Consider the following 19,538-nt stretch of genomic DNA (forward strand, 5'->3'; position numbering starts at 1 on the left):
AGGCCTCACAACGGGGCGTCAGGCTGGATCATGGTCGCCACGGGCCTCTCCTGCGCGCGCGAGTACTGGGACCATCCGCCGACGAACAGCTTGCCCTGACCCATTCCAAGCTGTTCCATCACCATCAGGTTGTGGCAGGCCGTCACTCCGGAACCGCAGTAGGAGATGATGTTCTGCGCGGACTCGACGCCGGCGCGTTCAAAGTTGGCGCGAATCTGAAGCTCGGGCAGAAGCTGTCCCGAGCGGTCAAGGTTTCCACGGCAAGGGACATTAACGGCGCCGGGTATGTGCCCTGGACGAGGGTCCACAGGATCCTGACGCCCTTCAAAGCGGTCGGTGTTTCTCGCATCCAATCTCAGGTACGCGGTGGAAGAAGCCTCGGAGATGTCCGCCAGAAGGTGCACCGGCCACGCGCGGGATGAGAAGTTTCCCTTCGGTCGGGACGAGGATTCCGTGCTGAGGCCGCCCGGATAAGCGGCCATGCCCCCGTTAAGGATGGCGGCTTTGTGCCCCGTTGACCGGAGCATCCAGACGAGCCTGGCGGCAATGACTCCCCCGGCGTCGTCATAGACAACCACCGTGTCAGCATCGCTAATGCCCACATCCCGCATGCCTTGGGCAAAGACCTCGGGATCAGGCAACGGGTTTCTCCCGGCCCCAGGAGACGCAGGGCCGGACAACCACTGATCCAAGTCGATGAAAACGGCCCCGGGAAGATGGCCGCTCTCGTAGGCGTCCTTCCCTGAAGATCCATCGAGGTACCACCGGGAATCTGCGAGAACAAACGTCCCGGGGTTGGCCGCACACCAGCTCCAGTCGACGAAAGGCTTCAGTTCTTCTTCCATGCACAGCAGCCTAGGCAGGAAATCCATATTTTGAGATATGTATCCCAATATATGGACAGGGGCGAGTTGCGAGGCCCGCTCTGCGCCCTCCAACGCACGCGAACCCTGCACACCGGGCCTCACAACACACCACCCACACTTGCGAGGCCCGCTCTGCACCCTCCAACCCACGCGAACCCTGCACACCGGCCTCCCAAGACAAGGGTGCGTCTTGCCAGGCCCGCTCTGCACCCTCCAACCCGCCCAAACCCTGCGCGCCGGGCCTCCCAACACAAGGGTGCGTCTTGCCAGGCCCACTCTGCACCCTATGACCCACGCAAACCCTGCACACCGGGCCTCACAACACACCACCCACACTTGCGAGGCCCACTCTGCACCCTATGACCCACGCGAACCCTGCACACCGGGCCTCTCAACCGGCAGTGAGCGGCTGTAGGCTTTCCCCATGACTGCCGAGAGCTCCCGGGAATTCGATGTAATTGTGATCGGCGCGGGCGCCGTAGGGGAAAACGTGGCGGACCGGGTGGTTCGGGGCGGCTTGACGGCGGTGATTGTCGAGAGCGAACTGGTAGGCGGCGAGTGCTCGTATTGGGCCTGCATACCCTCCAAGGCATTGCTCCGGCCAGGGAATGTCCTCCACGCAGCGCAGGTAGTGCCCGGCGCCTCCGAGGCTGTGGCCGGAGTCGTGGACGCCCAGGCCGTTCTGAAAAACCGGGACTGGTTCACCAATAACTGGCAGGACGGCAGCCAGGTCGAATGGCTGGACAGCGCCGGCATCGAGTTGATCCGTGGACGCGGCCGCATCACAGGCCCACGTGAGGTTCAGGTGGACGGGATCGATGGCACCAACTACGCGCTCAAGGCCCACCATGCCGTGGTCATCGCGACGGGGTCAACCCCCACCATCCCAGACATTGAGGGCTTGAAGGATGTTCCCTTCTGGACCACCCGCGGTGCCACGGCAGCCAAGGAAGTTCCCCGGCGATTCACAGTCCTCGGCGGCGGGGTGGCCGGCGTGGAAATGGCCCAGGCTTTCGCCCGCCTCGGCTCGGACGTCACACTGATTGCCCGCGGCCGCTTGCTGAGCAGCTACCCGGAAGAGGCCGCCGACCTGGTCATGGCCGGGCTCCGCGCCGATGGGGTGACAGTCCACGTCCACACCGATGTGGAGAAAACCGAGAAGAACGACGACGGCTCAGTGACTGTGACGTTCGACGGCAAAAAGGTCACAGCCGACAAACTTCTGGTCGCTTCCGGGCGGCACCCGGCCCTGTCCAATCTGGGCCTGGACAACGTGGGCGTCGAAGCCCGGGACGGCAAACCGCTCCGCCTCACCACCGATCCAAGCGGGCTCGTGGAAGGTCCTGCAAGCGATGGCACCAGTGGGCTCTGGCTGTATGCCGCCGGAGACGCGGCCGGCAAGGTACTCCTGACCCACCAAGGCAAATACGAGGCCCGGGCCACCGGCGACGCAATCGTCGCCCGGGCCAATGGCAAGCTCAAAGGATCACCCGAACTGTGGAGCCCGTGGGCCCATACCGCCAATGACCATGCTGTCCCCAGCGTCGTGTTCACCGATCCCGAAGTTGCCGCAGTGGGCCCAAGCCTTGAGCAGGCGCTCCTGCAAGGCAGGAATGTCACCGGAGTGGAACTTCCCATCAACGTCTCCGGCTCCCAACTGTATTCACCGGACTACAAGGGCTGGGCGCAGATCGTGGTGGATGAGGATCGGAAGGTGATCCTCGGAGCCACTTTTGTGGGCCCGGGTGTCGCCGAACTGCTCCACTCGGCCACCATAGCCATTGTGGGCGAAGTGCCGCTGGACCGCCTGTGGCATGCTGTTCCGTCGTATCCCACCATCAGCGAAGTGTGGCTGCGGCTTCTGGAAAAGTACGGACTCTAAATCTCTATTTGAACTGACTGGTCAGTTTAGTTAGACTTTCTGCAGACACTATTTCTGCGAAAGGCTTCATTGTGCTGTCCGTACAGCAACTCCAGATCAACGGCCGCCGGGGCGATCTCCTTCCGGCAACGTCACTTCAAGTCCGCCGGGGCGAACTCCTGCTCGTCGCTGGAGAGGGCCAAGACCAGCGGACCGCTTTGGCGTTGGCTTTGAGCGGCCGCATGAAGCCAAGCAACGGCATCCTCAGCTGGGACACCACCACCAAGACCAAGAAGATCCGCCTGGCCAGCGCTTTGGTGGACTCCCCGGGCGTCAACGAGCCCGAGCAGCATCTCAGCGTCCGCGACCTCGTTACCGAGGATTTGTCCCTCATTCCCCGCCGTTACCGCGGCGCCCTGCTGAGCAAGCCCTGGCTGAAGGTCAACAGCTTTGAAGACATCGCCGGGCTCTGGATTGAACAAATTCCCGCCGCCCGGCGCCTGGAACTCCTGACAGCATTGGCCCTGGCAGATCCCGCCACCGACCTCCTCGTGGTGGACTCTCCCGACCGCCACAGCGCAGACCCCGCTGCCTGGCTGCCCCGGCTTCAGGCTTTGGCGTCCGACGCCGGGCGGCCGCTTGCCGTCGTCGCCGTCGTCGGTGCCCTCCCGGACAACTGGACCGGAGCCGCCGCGGTCATCGGCAACTCAGTGACGCATCCGCCCGAACCGGAGGCGGAGAGCACCGCCGTCGAACCAGCCAAGCCAGCCACCGCCGTCGGACCAGCCGAGCCCAAGCCAGCCACCGCCGTCGAGCCCAAAGCAAAGCACGCTGCCGCAACGGCACTCGACAAGCCGGAAACACCCGCAACATCTACAACACCTACGGCGCACCAATCAGCCGCCGACCCTGAAAACGAAACCCTTCAAAGGACTGCAAAGTGACTGTTCTGCGGCTCGCCCGCTCCGAACTCAAGCGCATGACCGGCGGGCTCCTGCCCAAGCTGACCATCCTCGCCCTGACCATGGTTCCGCTGCTCTACGGAGCCGTGTACCTCTACGCGAACTGGGATCCATACGGCAACCTGAACCAGATCGACGCTGCCCTGGTGGTCGAAGATACGGGAGCCACGTCCTCTGACGGCACGGAGCTTCAGGCCGGCAGGAAAGTTGCAGACAGCCTGGTTGAGGGCCACGTCTTCAACTGGAAGCAAGTCTCCAGCGCCGAGGACGCAGATGCCGGTGTCCGGACAGGTGAGTACGCTTTCGCCCTGCGGATCCCCAAGGACTTCTCCGCCAATCTGGCCTCCCCCGGCAGCTTCGACGCTGCCAACCAGGCCATGCTCCACGTCACCACAAACGATGCCAACAACTACCTCCTGAGCACCATCGTGGACAAGCTCACCACCGCAGTGCATTCCACCGTGGCCAAGGAAGTGGGCGAGGAAACGGCCAACCAGCTCCTCACCGGATTCGGCACCATCCACGCGTCCATCGTGAAGGCAGCCGACGGAGCCTCCGAGCTGGCCACGGGCGTGGGAAAACTCAGTGACGGCGCAGCTACCCTCCATGGCGGAACCACCCAACTGGTGACCGGCGCCGATCAACTCGTGGCCGGACAAACCCAATTGCGCGATGGCGCCGTTCAGCTCAACAACGGTGCAGGCCAACTCAGCTCAGGCCTCACCGAACTGAAAAACAAAACGGCAACCCTGCCTGCCGACTCCAAAAAGCTTGCCGACGGTGCCGCCCAGGTAGCTGCCGGAAACGCGGAGCTGAACGCGAAAGTCCAGGACGTCGTCGGGCAGTTGGAAGCGGCGGACAAGGGCCTGCGCACCAGGGTTGTTGAGTCCAACGCCCGGCTGGTCGCCGCCGGCGTTCTGACGCAGGAGCAGGCGGCCAAGGTCCTGGCCGATTTCGATGCCGCCGCAGCATCGAGTCCGGTCACAGACGCCAAGGCGAAGATTTCGGGTGACGCCGCCAAGATCCAGCAACTCTCCGACGGCTCGGCCGCCGTGAGTGCCGGTGCCTCCAAGCTCGCCGCTGCCACGCCAACACTTACCGATGCCATCTCGAAGGCCGCTGCAGGTGCCGGCCAGCTCAGCACCGGCGCAGCAACGCTCGCGGCCGGACAGCAGTCCGCTTTGGACGGCGCAGCCAAGCTCGACGACGGCGCCCGCCAACTGGACGACGGCGCAGGCCAGCTCGCCACGGGTGCAGTGACGGCAGCAGACGGTTCGCACACCCTGGCCACGGAACTTGCCAAGGGTGCCGGAGACATCCCCAATCCGAACGATGACCAGAAGAGCAGCGTGTCCAAGGTGATCGCTGATCCGGTAGCTGTGGACAACGTCTCGCAGGCCAAAGCGGGCTCCTACGGCGCAGGCCTGGCGCCGTTCTTCCTGACCCTGGCCTTGTGGATCGGCGTGTTCATGCTGGTCCAGGCCATGCGCCCCATCACCCAGCGGGCCTTGGCGTCGAACGCCCCCGCGTGGAAGATCGCCGTCGGAGGCTGGCTGCCGTTCTTCGTGGTCTCGGTACTGCAGGCCACCATCCTCACCCTCGTAGTGAACCTGGGACTGGGGTTGAACCCCGCCCACCCCATCGGAATGTGGCTGTTCATGCTGGCCGCCGTGATGGCCTTCAGCGCGATCATCCAAGGCATCGTGGCGCTCATGGGGACACCCGGCAAGTTCGTGGTGCTGATTCTGCTGGTCCTGCAGCTGGTGTCCTCGGGCGGTACGTTCCCGTGGCAGACCACGCCTATGCCGCTGCACGTGGTGCACGAAGTTCTGCCCATGGGCTACGTGGTCACCGGCATGCGCCACCTCATCTACGGTGGTGAGCTCAGCATGATCTGGCCTACTGTCCTTGGCCTGCTTGGATACACTTTGCTGGGAATGGCGTTGTCCACGCTCGCCGTCCGCAAGCACAAGGTGTGGACCCTCAAGACGCTGAAGCCGGAGATCGCAGTATGAGCACCACCGAGCCGGTCCCTGCCGAGCCGGGCGCCGCCGAGGCAGGCGCCGCCGCCGCGGCCGTACCTGCCGAGCCGGGCGCCGCCGCCGCGGGAGAGAAGAAGCTCCGGCCCGGCCGCACCAACGCCACCAAGCAGCGCCTGTTCGAAGCCTCCATGGAACTGATCGGCGAGCGCGGAGCCGCCGGGGTGACGGTGGACGAGATCGCAGCCGCTGCCGGTGTGTCCAAAGGGACTGTCTATTACAACTTCGGCAGCAAATCGGACCTGATCGCCCAGTTGCTGCGCCATGGTGTGGACATCATGCTGGTCCGGCTCCAGGACGTTCGCGGCAAGGCCAACGATCCCCTGGAGTCCATGAACAACATGGTGGCCCAGGCCATGGAATTCATGGACGACTACCCTTCCTTCGCACGACTCTGGGTGAGCGAGAACTGGCGCACTCCCGGGGAATGGAGTGCTGTCTTTGCCGAACTCCGTGCCGAACTGCTTGCCGTGATCGGTTCCGCGGTGGAGAGCGTGGCATCCGGATACAAGGTGAACGAGTCCATTGCCCGCGGTTCGCTGGAGGCGGCAATTTTCGGGGCCATCTTTGTGGTGGGACTGGATCGCCAGACGTACAACCCGGAACGGACCCGCGAGCAGAGCGTGGCGGCCGTGATGACCATCATGCACGGTTACGTCATCAAATAGCCTTGGCCGCCCCGTTGTGGGGCCCGTTCTGCGCACTCTCACTGGTGTTCAGGGCGCAGAGCGGGCCTCACAACGGTATCCAACTGCAATGTACGACGGCGTGGCGCGGCCACTGGGTCGGCGATGATTAACTTCATGCGTCACATGGGGAACAGCGGAAAGCTTGCGGTAGTGGCCGCCTTTGTATCCCTCGGGCTGTTGGTCCTGGCAGCCGCAGTCCTTGAAGAACTGGTGTTGTACCTGTTTTTGGGCTCCATGCTGGTCTGCTATCTGGCATCGCTCGTCCAGGTCTTCAGCCGCCGTCGTTACTTGGTGGTCCTGCTGGCCGCGGCGGGGACCAGCCTGTTCATTGGTTGCAGCATCGCTTTCCTGCGGATGTGGGGAATTGCCTTCAACCAGGATGCCAACGCTTTGGGCAGTGCCGTGGGCACCAAGGATTCGGACATCTACTTCTACCTTGCCGCCGCAGCCGGACTGGGGACGCTGGCGGTGCTGTTCCTCGGAGCGGTGGTGCCGTCCTTTGGATCCCGTGCCCCCGCGCCGGCCAAGCGAACACCGGCGCCGGCAAAGCGTACGGCTTCGGCGCGCAAACCCGCCCCTCGCGCGGGTACCCCCACCAAGCGCCCGGCCGGACCCCTTCCGCGTACTACCACTCCAGCTAAGGCTTCGACTGCAACGAAGACCCCTGCCGTGAAGCGCCCAGCGCCCCGTACGCCAACAGCGCCAGGCAAGCGACCGGCGTCGAGCGCTCCCTCCCAACGCAAGCCGGCTCCCAAGCGCTAACCAACCCCGCGTTGCGAGGCCCGCTTTACACCCATCCCCGCCACCAAACCCCGCAAAGCAGGCCCCACAACGCAACCACCCCACGTTGCGAGGCCCGCTCAACACCCATCCCCGCCACCAAACCCCGCAAAGCAGGCCCCACAACGCAACCACGCGGCGGCGAGGTCAGGAGTCGAAACCCAGCCCCACGGCGTCGAGCGCTTTGAGGATGAGGTTCCGCTTTCCTTGGTTGTGGTCGGCCCTGTCCATGGACCATCGGGTGAGGTTGATGCCCAATGAAGCCAGCGGCTCGGGAGGGAACGGGAGCGGCCGTTTCCGGACCATCTCCACACGGGTACGCTCAGTATCCAGCCCGGCCAGCAGGTCCAGCAGAACGTCAGCGGCGAACGCTGTGGCGCCCACCCCGAGTCCCGTGAAGCCCGCCGCATAAGCCACCCGTCCCTTCCGCGCGGTGCCGAAGAAGGCGCAGAACTGCGTGCTGGAATCGATGGGACCGGCCCACTTGTGCGTAAATTTCACACCCTCCAATTGCGGGAACGTGGTGAAGAAGTGTGAGGCGATCCGCTCCCACGTCGCCGGTTGGTACTCGTGCCGCTGGTCCACGCGGCGGCCCCGGAAGTAGAGGGCGTCGTACCCGCCAAAGAGGATTCTGTGGTCCTTGGTGATGCGGTAGTAATGGAACTGGTTGGCCATGTCCCCAATTCCTTGGCGCTTGGTCCAGCCAATGGACTCCAACTGCTCCGCGGACAGGGGTTCTGTCATGAGCGCGTAGTCGTACACCGGCACGGTCATGAGTTGGTTCCGCTTGAGCAGGGAGGGAAAAACGTTGGTACCAAGGACCACATGCCCGGCTTCGACGTTTCCCCGTTCCGTCACCACCGTGACACCGTCTTCGTGGTCCTTGAGTTCACGGACGCGGGTGCCCTCGTGGATCACTACTCCCAGCTCCGTTGCCACCCGCGCCAGTTCAAGGCCGAGTTTGTACGGATGGACCATGGCCACGGAGTCCTTGTGCCAGCGGCCCGCCAAATACGTGGGGGAATTGACCTCGCCCCGGACGGCTTCCTGGTCCAGGTAGACGCTGCCGGGGCTGTCGTCCTCCTGGAGCCAAGCCACCTGGTGCGGTTCGACGGCGACGTTGAGCTCCCCGGTCCGCTCCCAATCACATTCCATGCCGTACTTCTGAACGGCTTCCTGCATGCGGTCCAGGTTCTCCATGCCCAGCCGGTCCAAAATCTCCAGCTCATCGGGCCAGCGGTTCTTGCCGTTCTCATGGCCGTGCGTGAGGCTGGCCTCGCAGAAGCCGCCGTTGCGGCCCGACGCCGCCCAGGCCACGTGCTCTGCTTCCAGCAGGATCACAGTCCTGCCGGGGTCCCGTTCCTTGGCACGAAGTGCCGTCCACAGGCCGGTGTAGCCGCCGCCGATAATGACGAGGTCGGCGGCAGCATCGCCGTCGAGCTGGGGGTAGTGCGTTGCTGAGTCCTTCAGGTCATCGATCCAGAAGGGCCGGTGGGCGGCACCTTCCAGCGCATGGGATACGACGGCGGCCTGCGGGACGTTCCGTTCGAAAACGGTGGTCTTCACGGGAGGTTCTCCTGTTTCAATCAGAGATATCTGCGTGCCGGTCAGGCAATGACCGGCTCGGCGTCCCACAAGGGCCGGGGACGGGAGGCGATGAAGTTCCGCGTGTACTCATCTCCGGGGTCCTCAAGGATCCGGCCTGTGGGACCTTGCTCCACGATCCGGCCCTGGTGCATCACGATGAGCCCGGCGCAGAGCCGGGACACCACAGCGAGGTCGTGCGTGACGAAGAGGAGGGTCAACCCGAGTTGTTCGCGCAGTTCCTCCACGAGTTCGAGCACCTGGGCCTGGACGGAGACGTCCAAAGCGCTGGTGGCTTCGTCCAGCACCAGGAGGCGCGGACGGGCTGCCAGCGCCTTTGCCAGGGCAACACGCTGCCGCTGGCCGCCGGACAGGGCTCGGGGCCTGGCATCGAACCGCTCAGCACCGATGCCCACGCGTGCCAGAAGGTCGCGTGCACTGTCCCTGGCCTCCTTGCGCCCCTGCTTTTGGTGAAGCCGGAAGACATCGGCCACAGCGTGGCCTACAGCGATCCGGGGGTCCAGTGACAGGTAGGGGTCCTGGAACACAATCTGGACTTCCTTGGCCAGCACCTTCCGCTCGGATGCCTTCAAAGGCCGGCGCGGCCGGGGGATGCCGCGAAGGGTGAGTTCCCCGGCTGTGGCAGTTTCGAGGGCCACCACCAGCCTGGCGAGCGTGGACTTCCCGGAGCCGGACTCGCCTACGATGCCCAGGGAACCGCCTTCGGGCAAGCTGAAGCTGACGTCCTCCAATGCTGCAATGACCTCTCCCCCGGGCAGTTCATAGCTCTTGGACAGCCCGGAGACCTCCAGCAGGGAAGACCCCGACGACTCAGGTCCTGGAGACACAGCCGGGACAGAACCGACGCCCACTTCAATGACGGGGGTCGCTTCAACCAATTGCCGCGTGTAGTTCTGCTGCGGTGTCAGGAAGACTGTCCTGGTTGGCCCGTGCTCCACCACTTCCCCGCGCCGGAGCACGTAGACCCGCTCACACAGGCTGGCCGCAAGGTTGAGGTCGTGGGTAATGAAGAGCATCCCCATCCCCCTGGACTGTTGTTCCTCGCGCAGGAGCCGCACGATCCCGGCCTGGGTGGTGACATCCAAGGCAGTGGTGGGCTCGTCGCAGAGCAACAGATCCGGGGAGTTCAGCAGGGCAGCGGCGATCATGACTCGTTGGAGCATGCCGCCGGAGAGCTGATGCGGGTACTGGCCCATGAGCTCCTTGGCCCGCCGAAGCCCCACCTGTTCCAATTGTTTGACGGCACGTGCGGTGGCCTCTGCCCGGGTCAGCCCGTCGAAGCGCACCAGGGTTTCGGTCAGGAAGTCCCCCACGGTCCGGACCGGGTTGATGCCCGCCCGGGGGTCCTGGAAGATCATCGAAGCATGCCTGCGGCGCAGCTCCATGAGCCGTTGCCTGGTGGCTGTCAGGGTGTCCAGGCCCTGGACGGAGACGCTGCCCGAGGACTCCGAGCCGCCGGGCAGCAACCCGAGCGCGGCACGCGTTGTCAGGGACTTACCTGAGCCGGACTCCCCCACCAGGGCGACCGCTTCGCCGTCGTCGACGTGCAGGGAAACGCTGTCCAGCAGCGGCGGCCTGCCCGGAAAGCCGAGCGTAAAGTTCTGAATCTGCAGCAGCTGGCTCATGAAAGTTTTCCTCCGATGCGGTCCGAGAGTTCCTCGCCGATGACGTTGACGGCCACTACCACCAGGACCACTACCAGTGCGGGCCAGAATGCGGGCAGGAGATATCCGCCCAGCAGTGCGCCGCGGGATTCCTCGATCATGGCGCCCCAGTCGCTGGTGGGCGGCTGGACCCCGAGTCCGATGAAGGACAGCGCTGCGAGGTCGGCCAGCACGTAGCCGAAGTTCAGTGTTGATTGTGCGCCGACAGTGGGAACCAGGTTGGGCAGAACGCGTCCCAGCACCACCCAGGGCGTCCGGAATCCGAGTACCCGGTAGGCCTGGACATACGGCCGGCTACGCTCGGCGACCACCAGGGACTGCGCGAGCCTGGCAACGTAGGGAACATAGGCGATGGTCATGGCCAGGATGGGTGCAAAGAGTCCCTTGCCGAACAATGCGATGGCAAGCATGGCCATGAGCAGCGCCGGGAATGCGAAGAGGAGGTCGAACAGGCGGCCCAGGACCTTGCCCAGCCAGCCTTCGGACCAACCGGCCACCAAGCCCAGGAGCAGCCCCAGGACCGTTGATCCGATCACCACGATGGTGGGTCCAAGCAGCGAGGTCCGTCCGCCATGCATGATCCGGCTCAAAAGGTCACGCCCCAGCGCGTCGGTTCCCAGCAGATGCTGTCCGCTCGGACCGGCAAGGACGTTGTTGAGGTCCACATAGTCAGGGTCGTACGGCGCCAGGGCCGGGGCGAACAGGGATAGAAGTACGACGGCGGCGGCAACAGCCAGCGCGCCCCACGCCATGGGTGAGAGGAGGCTGCCATAGCGGCGCAGGCCTGCCTGTGGCAGCTGGATGGCCAACGTCATCGGGACTCCGTTCCGGCCGCGATCCGCGGATCAATGAGGGGTTGGATGAGGTCCACCACGGTGTTCACTACGACAAATGCGGCAACCACCACCATGACGATTGCCTGGACGACGGCGAAGTCCAGGCGGTCGATGGACTGCACCAGGAGTTGTCCGATGCCGGAGAGGCCGAAGGTCCGCTCGATGATGGCGCTGGAGACCAGGAGCCCGGCCACGAGCACGCCGCTCACTGTCAGGATGGGTCCCAGGGCGTTGCGCAACACATGGCGTGCCACCACGGATCCGCGGGTCAGCCCACGGCTGGTTGCCACTTCCACATGCTCACGGAGCAGTTGTTCGTTCATGGAGGAGCGCGTCACCCTGGCCACCATGGCGATGTAGGTGATGCCCAAGGCGAGCGCCGGGAGGGTCAGGTGCCAGATCCGGTCCGCTCCGCCGTCGCCGCTTCCGAAGGAGGGGAACCAGCCCAGGCCTACGGAGAAGAGCGCAACCAAGGCGATGGCTGCCACGAACGGAGGCACTGCCCCGGCCGCGGTGAGGGTGATGAGGATGAAGCGGTCACCGAAGCCCTTGTTCAGGCTGGCCACGATGCCCGCGAACAACCCGAGGATGGTGATGAACACCGCGGCCAACGCCACGAGTTGCAGCGTGGTGGGCAGCCGGCCCAGCAGGACGTCGGAAACATCCTGGCGGTAGGTCAGGGAGCGGCCCCAGTCGCCGTGGAGTATGCCGCCGAGCCAATTAAGGTACTGTTCCCAGGCCGGTTTATCCAAGCCGAACTGGCGGGTGATTTCTTCGAGTGCTTCGGGCTTGGGGCTGCGTCCCCTCAGCAGGAAGCGGGCCGGATCTCCCGGAACGAGGAAGCGTGAGAAGAACACGGCCAGGGAGGCAACAAACAGTGTCAGCACCAGGGCCAACAACTTTTTCACGATATACATGGCCGGGCGTGCGGTGCCGGCTTTGGCCCGTTGACGGGTGGGACCTGCCGGGGAGGAAGCTGCCGGGAGCTTTTCTGCAACGGTCACGTCAGCGACCTCCTATCTGGGCTGCCCACGGGAAGTACATGTAATTGATGGACGGGTCCGCGCCGGTGATGCGCTTGCCCAGCCACATGGAGGTGACGGTCTCGTACAGCGGTCCCCAAACCACTTCTTCGCTGGCCAGCTTGGCCGCTTTGCCCGTGAGTTTGCCGCGGGCATCAGGGTCCTGCACTCCGTAGGCGGAGTTCACCACGTCATCGAATTCCGGGTTGCTCCACCCTCCGTAGTTGCTGAAGTCCCCGGTGCGCAACACGCTGTACATTTCCAGGGGCTCGGTGCTGGACAGGTACCAGGAAGTGACCAGGAGATCCACGTTCCTGCGGGCCTCGGGGTCGGAGAACAAGGTGGTGTATTTGTCGTTGGACATGGTCTGGATTTCCGGTTCCAAGCCGATCTCCTTGGCCGCGGAGGCTATGGCCCGGGCCGCGATGTCGAAGGCTGCGTTGAGCGAGGCCGTAGCGAAGACGAAGGAGCTGCCCTCGGCCCCCGCTTCCTTGATGAGCCTCTTGGCTTCGGCAAGGTCATAGGGCGTGGACAACAGTCCATCGAAGGCCTCGTCCGTTGTTCCCGGTTCAATGTCCTTCCATACGCTTTTGGTGGTCAGGGCATCTGTCTTCTTCGCGTACCCCTGCTCCGCGGCCTTGATCAGCGCGTCCCGGTTGATGGCCATCATGAGCGCTTTGCGGACGCGGACATCCTTGAACGTTCCGGCCAGGTTGGTAAAGACCATGCTCTGCACAGAGGTGTCCTTGCCGAAGTAGAGGGATCCTGCGTCTTTGTTGGCTTTGAGGATGTCGATCGCGTTGGACGGGATCGCGAACCCGCCGTCGATTTCGCCGGTTTGGAAGGCGTTGATGCGGGAGGTGGCGTCCGGGAGGATGGTGAAGGTGACCTGCTTCGATTTGGCTTTGAGGTCCGGATCCCAGTAGTCGTCGAAGCGTTTGAGGGTGATGCTCTCCCCCGCTTCCCATTGATCGAACTGGAAGGGTCCGGTGCAGTTCACGCCGGCTTTGGAGTTGCCGTAGTCCTTTCCAGCGTCCTCAAGGGTTTTGGCTGACTCCACAACCCCGGGGGCGCCAACCAGGGAAGCGTTGAACACGTAGTCCGGACGCGTGGTGGTGACAGTGACCTGGTAGTCGCCGGTCTTTACGATCGATTCCACATTTTGGTAGGACGACGCCCAGAACGAGCCCACTTCCGGGTCAAGGTGGCGGCTCAAGGAAGCTACGACGTCGTCCGCCGTCATCTCAGTGCCATCGTGGAACTTCACCCCTTGGCGGATGGTGTAAACCCATGTCAGGGGATCAGGATTCTCTACTCCCGTGGCCAGGCCGGGCGAGGACGAGAGGTCCGCGTTCCACCTGAAGAGCGATTCGCACACGTTGGACAGGACCGTGTTGTCCGGATAGTCGAAGGCGTAGGCGTAGTCCAGGGAGAAAGGCTCCGCGTACATGGCCCAGGTGAAGTTGTCGATTTCCTTGCTGGGAGGCTCGGTGGAGTCCGACACGGTGTACTTGGCACCGTCGGCTGCGTCAGTCACGCCGGCGGGCCGCACGCCGCAGCCGCCCAGGACCAAGCCGAGTACGACGCCGGCGACCGTCACCGCGGTGATGCGCGACGGCGTCGTCCGCTGTTTGGGTCGCACGGCGCCCTGCGAAGGTGTGGGTGCAGGTGTCTGCGCTTTTGGCTGCCTCACTGCGTCACCGCCGGTTGATGGCTACGGCGTGTTTCCGTGAGTGGGCTTTGGGCTGCCGCACGGTCATAGACGCACTCGCCCCCAATCCACGTCTGCGTCACCACTGCCCGGTGCAGTTCTTCCTCGGGGAGTTCGAAGATGTTCAGGTCGAGCACCACCAGATCTGCGAGTTTTCCAGGTTCAAGGGTGCCTGTCGCGGCATCGAGGTGGTTGATCCAGGCCGTACCGTGCGTGTAGGCGTCCACGATCTGCTTGAGGCTGAGCTTTTGTGACGCCGGGCCAAGGGGAGGCAGGTCCTCGCCGGGAGCAGTGCGGTTGACTGCCACGTGAATGGCCGCGATGGGATCGGCAGTGGAGACCGGCCAGTCGCTGCCCGCCACGACAGTGGCCCCGGCGCTGGCCAGCTGGCCGAAGGGATAGTGCCGGTCCTCTGCGCCAGGTTCCAGGAAGGGAAGGGTCAGGGTGTCCATCTGTTCCTCATGGCAAGCCCAGAGCGCTTGCACGTTGGCGGCTGCGTCGAGCGCGGCAAAACGGGGAAGGTCTTCGTCCCGAACCACCTGAAGATGCGCAAGGTGGTGCCGGTGATCGTTGGCGCCGTTGGCCTCCCGGGCAGCCTGCAAGGCATCCAGTGCATCCGTCACAGCGCGGTCCCCGAGCGCATGGAAATGAACCTGCATGCCCTCGGCGTCAATGGCGGTCACGAACTCCTTCAGCTCCTCCGGTTCGAAGAACTCGATCCCGCGGTTGTCCGTGTGGTGTCCATGGTGGTCCAGGTAGACGTGGTGCATGGCGGCCGTGTAGTTCTCCGCCACCCCGTCCACCATCACTTTGACGGTGTTGGCTTTGAGGTGGAGGGGGTCGAAGGCGCCGGCGACGCTGTCCCGGCGTTCCACGATTGCGTCCAGTTGGGACATCCCGGCGGTCCTGTCCCACCACTGGCATGCCGTGACCCGGACCTTGAGGTCCCCGGCCTTCGCGGCGTCCTGATAGACCTCAAGGTGATCGGCATGCCCGCCTTCCGGGATGGGAACCCAAGCGTCCTGCCAGGCGGTGATGCCCTGGGCGAGAAGTAGTTTCTGGGAGGCCATGAGGCCCTGGTACGCCAACTCATAAGGGACCTCCGGCTTCACCGGATTGAACAGGTCCACGGCGCCCTCGTGAACAGTACCTGCGGGTGTGCCATCTTCTTCACGCTCCAAGCGGCCACCCTCCGGATCAGGCGTTTCCTTGGTGATCCCGGCGGCTTTGAACGCCGCAGTGTTGGCCCACGCCCCGTGGTGATCCCTGTTGACGAGGTAAACAGGGCGGTCCGGCACCACTGCGTCCAGCAGCTGCCGTATGGGGGTGCCACCCGGAAACAGGTCCATGGACCACCCTGCGCCGAGGATCCATGGCTGGTCCGGGTTGTCCGCGGCGTAGCGGGCCACTGTTTCCACGGCTTCTTCGGCGCTGGCCACCTCGGTCAGGTCGCACTGGAGCAGCTCTATTCCGGCGAAAATGGGGTGGATGTGGGCATCTTGGAAACCGGGAAGCACCAGCTGTCCTTGGAGGTCCACGCGGCGGGTGTGCGGGGCGATGGTCTCCTGGATCCCTCCGGCGTCTCCTGCGTCCCGGGCGTCCTGGGGGTTCTGGGCGTCTCCTGCGTCCTGGGGGTTCTCGGCATCCCGGGCGTCCCGGGCGTCCCGGGCGTCCCGGGCGTCCCGGGCGTCCCGGGCGTCCCGGGCGTCCTGGGCGTTTTGGACAGCGATGATCCGGCCGCCCGCAATTGCTATATCCGCCCGGATGGGTCCGGCGTCTTTGCCGGTGTACACCCATCCGTTCTCCAACAAAATCTCTGCGTGCACGATTCGAGTCCTTTCAAGGGAAATTCAACTCTGGAGACAGACTATGAGCCGGATCACATTAAAGTCAACAGTGTTGACATCAGTGATGACAAAGACTTTGACTAGTCCTCGAAAGGAGGTGGCCATGAATCATGTAGGTTGATATTCAACCGGGGAACGCATGGAAGGCGGACAAGCAGATGGTGCAGCCAGCACAGTCGACGGACCGCCGCACACGCCTGGATCCAGCCACCATCATCGACGCTGTCCTCCGGATTTCCAGCCAGGAACCCGGAGACCGGCTCACTGTCCGGCGGCTGGGACAGGAACTCGAGGTCGACGCCACTGCTGTTTACCGGCATTTCCGGAATAGGGATGCGATTGTCAGGGCCGCCTTGGACAAGCTGTTCATGACCTCGGTGGAACGCACACTGGCAGTGACACGGGATAGGGACTGGCGCGCCCGGCTGGAGGCGTACCTGGACGAGCTCCTCAGGGTCTTCATGCAGCACCCCGCCCTGGGCAGCGAATCGTTCGCTACGGACACTTACGGTCCCGGCGAGTTGAAGGCCATTGAGTTCGTCCTCCAGTGCCTGACGGACGCCGGGCTGGAAGAAGACCGCGTGGTGCACTACTACGCAGCCCTTGAAAGCTACACCCTTGCGCTCGGTGCCGGCATTGCCGTTGAAATCCAACGGCTTCCCGACTCCGAGGGGCACGATCCCTGGCTCAACCCACGGGTCTTCACCCGCATTACCGGTCACCCCCTCCTTGAAAAGCATCACGCCGCACTGCAAAACCTCGATTCCCTGAAGGCATTCCAGGCAGGCCTCGCCGCCATCCTGGACAGCGCCGAGCGCGAAAGCACTCAGGGCTGACGCGCCGCCTTTCGGCACCTTCGCAAAAGCCCCCGGACTTTCACCGGGCTTTCAGCCCCGAACTTTCACTGCACCGAACCTTTACCGCCCGGGACTTTCACCGGATCCTCACCTCGCTGCGCCAGATTTATTGCCCGTTTTCTGACCGGCTTTTTCGAATAGCCGCCCCGAAACGCAACCCATCCTCCGCACGCACGCCGCCACCCGGCGTCGTTCCTTCACCACTGTTCCTTCACCACTGCCGGACAGCGACGCCCGGCAGGGAAAGCACGGCACACCATGCATCAGTTCATCAATGGACAACTACTGCCCGGCACGTCGGGCACCACCCTGGACGTCATCAATCCGGCAACCTCCGAAGTGGTTGAAACCGTGAGCCTGGCTTCCGTGGCGGACCTCGAATCCGCGGTCGCAGCAGCCCGTTCCGCTTACCCCGCGTGGTCCAGGACCACGGCCGGGGAACGGGCCGGTATCCTGCGAAGGTTTGCCAGGATCATGGAGGAACGGGCCGCAGAGTTCTCCCGCGTGGAGAGTTCCCAGACGGGCAAGCCGTTGCGCCTGACCCGGGAGTTCGACGTCCCCGGAACCATCGACAACATCGACTTCTTCGCCGGGGCAGCCCGCCACCTGGAGGGCAAAGCCACAGCTGAATACTCCCCTCAGCACACCTCGTCCATCCGCCGCGAATCCATTGGCGTGGTGGGCTCCATCGCTCCCTGGAACTACCCGCTGCAGATGGCGGCGTGGAAGATCTTGCCCGCAATCGCGGCCGGCAACACCATGGTCCTCAAGCCCGCCGAGATCACACCCTTGACGTCCCTCCTCTTCGCGCAGGCGCTCACTGATGCGGGATTGCCCGACGGCGTGGTGAACGTGGTTGTGGGCGACGGCGCCACTGTTGGAGCTGGCCTCATGCGGCATCCGGACGTGGACATGGTGTCCTTCACGGGTTCCACCGCTGTAGGCCGCACGGTTCTGGAAGCTGCTGCCGTCAATGCCAAGCGCGTGCATCTTGAATTGGGCGGAAAAGCACCCTTCGTGGTGTTCGACGACGCCACGCTGGACGCCGCAGTGCATGGCGCTGTTGCTGGTTCGCTCATCAATACCGGGCAGGACTGCACCGCAGCCACCCGCGCCATTGTGCACCGGAGCGTGTACGAGGAATTCGTGGCCAAGGTCGCAGCCCGCTTCGAGGGGATCACCCTGGGGGTTCCTGGGGATGAGGACGCGGACCTTGGCCCACTGGCGTCCTTCAAGCAGCGGGACCATGTGGCGGGGATGGTGGATCGCGCCCGGAGCTACAGCAAGGTGATGGCCGGCGGCTATGCGCCGACGGATGGGAGTTTGGGAAACGGCGCCTTCTACCGGCCCACCCTGGTGGTGGACGCAGGCCCGGACTCGGAAATCGTCAAGGATGAAGTGTTCGGCCCGGTCCTGGTGGTCCTTCCGTTCGATACGGATGACGAAGCGATCCACCTGGCCAACCACACCGTCTATGGACTGGCAGCGTCGGCCTGGACGAACAACCTGCAGCGGGCCATGCGTGCCACCCGCGAGATCAACGCCGGCTGCGTCTGGGTGAACGACCATATCCCGATCATTTCCGAGATGCCCCACGGAGGATTCAAGCAATCCGGCTTCGGAAAGGACATGTCCGCCTACTCCTTTGAGGAATACACGCAGGTGAAGCATGTGATGGTCGAGCTGGACGGCGTTGTGGAGAAGGACTGGCACCGGACCATCTTCCGGCTGCGCTGATCCCCCACGTTGCGAGGCCCGCTCTACACCCATCCCCGCCACCAAACCCCGCAAAGCAGGCCCCACAACGCAACCACCCCACGTTGCGAGGCCCGCTCTGCGCGCTTTCCCGAGGTCTAAAGGCGCAGAGCGGGCCTCGCAACGGGAGTTTCATTGCGGATTTTGCCTCGGGCGCCCAGCACGGCGATGGCAACCCCAAGGAGCAATATCAGCCCGCCCATGATTTCGGTCAGCGTGGGAATCTCGTTAAGGACCAGCCACGCGGCTGTCATTCCTATCACCGGGACCAACAGCGTGAAAGGCACGACGTCGGAACCCGGGTACAGCGACAACAGCCGGTTCCAGATGCCGTAACCGATCAGGGACGCAAACACGGCAGTGTAGATCGCACTAAGAATGGTGGCCGGCTGCAGGTCCGTGAGCGTAGCCCAGACCGTGCCCGGACCGTCAACCACCAGCGACAACCCCGCCAGGGGAACAGGTACCACCGCTCCCGACCACACCACCAGACCCAAACCGGAGGCGGCTTTGGACTGCCTTGCCACCACGTTGCCGACAGCCCAGGACAAAGCCGCGGCCAGGACAATCATGAGGGGAAGCACCGGTGCCACAGCACTGCGCCCCAGCGCCACCACTCCCAGACCTGCGATGCCGAGCACCACGCCGGCCAACTGACGCCGGCTGGGCCTCTCCCCCAGGAACTTCGAGGCCAGCAGGACGGTGAACAGCACCTGCGCCTGGAGCACCAGCGAGGCCAAGCCTGCAGGCATCCCGAGCGCCATGCCCAGATATAGGAGGCCGAATTGTCCGGCGCTCATGAACAGTCCGACGCCGAGAATCGGCTTCCAGCCCACGTCCGGTTTTCGGATGAACAGGATGAAGGGGAAGACGACGAGGACAAAGCGCATCGCGACAAAAAGCAGTGGAGGAACTTCCCTGCCGTTGGTGTGCAGGCCGAGGTCGATGGCAACGAAATTGATGCCCCAGAGGACGGCGACCAGGACGGCGAGGGCAGAATGGCGAAGGTTCACAAGTACACTCTGACTTCCTTTAGCGTGAAGC

At 64.0% G+C, this 19,538-nt stretch carries 15 protein-coding genes; 7 read left to right on the forward strand and 8 right to left on the reverse strand.

What is annotated here, in order from left to right; genetic code table 11:
- Positions 1-5 precede the first annotated feature (5 nt).
- The gene (locus BLQ01_RS16175; protein ID WP_091552860.1) at positions 6-845 is read right to left on the reverse strand and encodes a sulfurtransferase; all 840 of its coding nucleotides are present in this window, start codon (positions 843-845) and stop codon (positions 6-8) included.
- A gap of 445 nt (positions 846-1,290) precedes the next feature.
- Between BLQ01_RS16175 and BLQ01_RS16180 the strand changes: the two genes are divergently transcribed.
- From BLQ01_RS16180 to BLQ01_RS16200, 5 genes are all read left to right on the forward strand, one after another.
- Positions 1,291-2,748: a dihydrolipoyl dehydrogenase family protein gene (locus BLQ01_RS16180; protein WP_091552861.1), complete on the forward strand. Its 1,458-nt coding sequence runs from the start codon at positions 1,291-1,293 to the stop codon at positions 2,746-2,748.
- Between the two features lie 71 nt (positions 2,749-2,819).
- Positions 2,820-3,671, forward strand: a complete 852-nt coding sequence (locus BLQ01_RS16185) for an ABC transporter ATP-binding protein (RefSeq protein WP_091552863.1) — start codon at positions 2,820-2,822, stop codon at positions 3,669-3,671.
- A complete protein-coding gene (locus BLQ01_RS16190) occupies positions 3,668-5,704 on the forward strand; it encodes a YhgE/Pip domain-containing protein (protein ID WP_026542215.1) in 2,037 nt (678 codons plus the stop codon). The genes BLQ01_RS16185 and BLQ01_RS16190 overlap by 4 nt, the downstream gene beginning before the upstream one ends.
- A complete protein-coding gene (locus tag BLQ01_RS16195) occupies positions 5,701-6,396 on the forward strand; it encodes a TetR/AcrR family transcriptional regulator (protein ID WP_091552866.1) in 696 nt (231 codons plus the stop codon). The genes BLQ01_RS16190 and BLQ01_RS16195 overlap by 4 nt, the downstream gene beginning before the upstream one ends.
- A 171-nt stretch (positions 6,397-6,567) precedes the next feature.
- Complete coding sequence (locus BLQ01_RS16200) at positions 6,568-7,179, forward strand: hypothetical protein (RefSeq protein ID WP_254779495.1); 612 nt, start codon at positions 6,568-6,570, stop codon at positions 7,177-7,179.
- 165 nt (positions 7,180-7,344) lie between these two features.
- Here BLQ01_RS16200 and BLQ01_RS16205 read toward each other — a convergent pair whose 3' ends face one another.
- From BLQ01_RS16205 to BLQ01_RS16230, 6 genes are read right to left on the reverse strand one after another with little or no spacing between them, the layout of a single operon-like run.
- Entirely contained in the window at positions 7,345-8,763 is a 1,419-nt protein-coding gene (locus BLQ01_RS16205; RefSeq protein ID WP_091552871.1) for an NAD(P)/FAD-dependent oxidoreductase, read from the reverse strand.
- Positions 8,764-8,804: 41 nt separating this feature from the next.
- The gene (locus BLQ01_RS16210; RefSeq protein WP_091552874.1) at positions 8,805-10,427 is read right to left on the reverse strand and encodes a dipeptide ABC transporter ATP-binding protein; all 1,623 of its coding nucleotides are present in this window, start codon (positions 10,425-10,427) and stop codon (positions 8,805-8,807) included.
- The gene (locus BLQ01_RS16215) at positions 10,424-11,281 is read right to left on the reverse strand and encodes an ABC transporter permease (RefSeq protein ID WP_026547670.1); all 858 of its coding nucleotides are present in this window, start codon (positions 11,279-11,281) and stop codon (positions 10,424-10,426) included. Before BLQ01_RS16215 ends, BLQ01_RS16210 begins: the two co-directional genes overlap by 4 nt.
- Positions 11,278-12,306: an ABC transporter permease gene (locus BLQ01_RS16220; protein ID WP_091552876.1), complete on the reverse strand. Its 1,029-nt coding sequence runs from the start codon at positions 12,304-12,306 to the stop codon at positions 11,278-11,280. Before BLQ01_RS16220 ends, BLQ01_RS16215 begins: the two co-directional genes overlap by 4 nt.
- A gap of 1 nt (position 12,307) precedes the next feature.
- Entirely contained in the window at positions 12,308-13,966 is a 1,659-nt protein-coding gene (locus BLQ01_RS16225) for an ABC transporter substrate-binding protein (protein ID WP_254779496.1), read from the reverse strand.
- 47 nt (positions 13,967-14,013) lie between these two features.
- Positions 14,014-15,861: an amidohydrolase gene (locus BLQ01_RS16230; RefSeq protein ID WP_254779497.1), complete on the reverse strand. Its 1,848-nt coding sequence runs from the start codon at positions 15,859-15,861 to the stop codon at positions 14,014-14,016.
- 179 nt (positions 15,862-16,040) lie between these two features.
- Here BLQ01_RS16230 and BLQ01_RS16235 point away from each other — a divergent pair, with 179 nt between their 5' ends.
- Positions 16,041-16,718, forward strand: coding sequence for a TetR/AcrR family transcriptional regulator (locus tag BLQ01_RS16235; RefSeq protein ID WP_091552882.1), 678 nt, complete (start codon positions 16,041-16,043; stop codon positions 16,716-16,718).
- Positions 16,719-16,997: 279 nt separating this feature from the next.
- Positions 16,998-18,476 (forward strand): gamma-aminobutyraldehyde dehydrogenase, encoded by a 1,479-nt coding sequence (locus BLQ01_RS16240; protein ID WP_091552884.1) that lies wholly within the window; start codon positions 16,998-17,000, stop codon positions 18,474-18,476.
- A gap of 116 nt (positions 18,477-18,592) precedes the next feature.
- Here the strand turns inward: BLQ01_RS16240 and BLQ01_RS16245 are convergent, their stop codons facing one another.
- Complete coding sequence (locus BLQ01_RS16245; protein WP_254779498.1) at positions 18,593-19,507, reverse strand: EamA family transporter; 915 nt, start codon at positions 19,505-19,507, stop codon at positions 18,593-18,595.
- Positions 19,508-19,538: the final 31 nt, after the last annotated feature.

The sequence above is a fragment of the Arthrobacter sp. UNCCL28 genome (genome assembly GCF_900102805.1).
Taxonomy (GTDB): domain Bacteria; phylum Actinomycetota; class Actinomycetes; order Actinomycetales; family Micrococcaceae; genus Arthrobacter; species Arthrobacter nicotinovorans_A.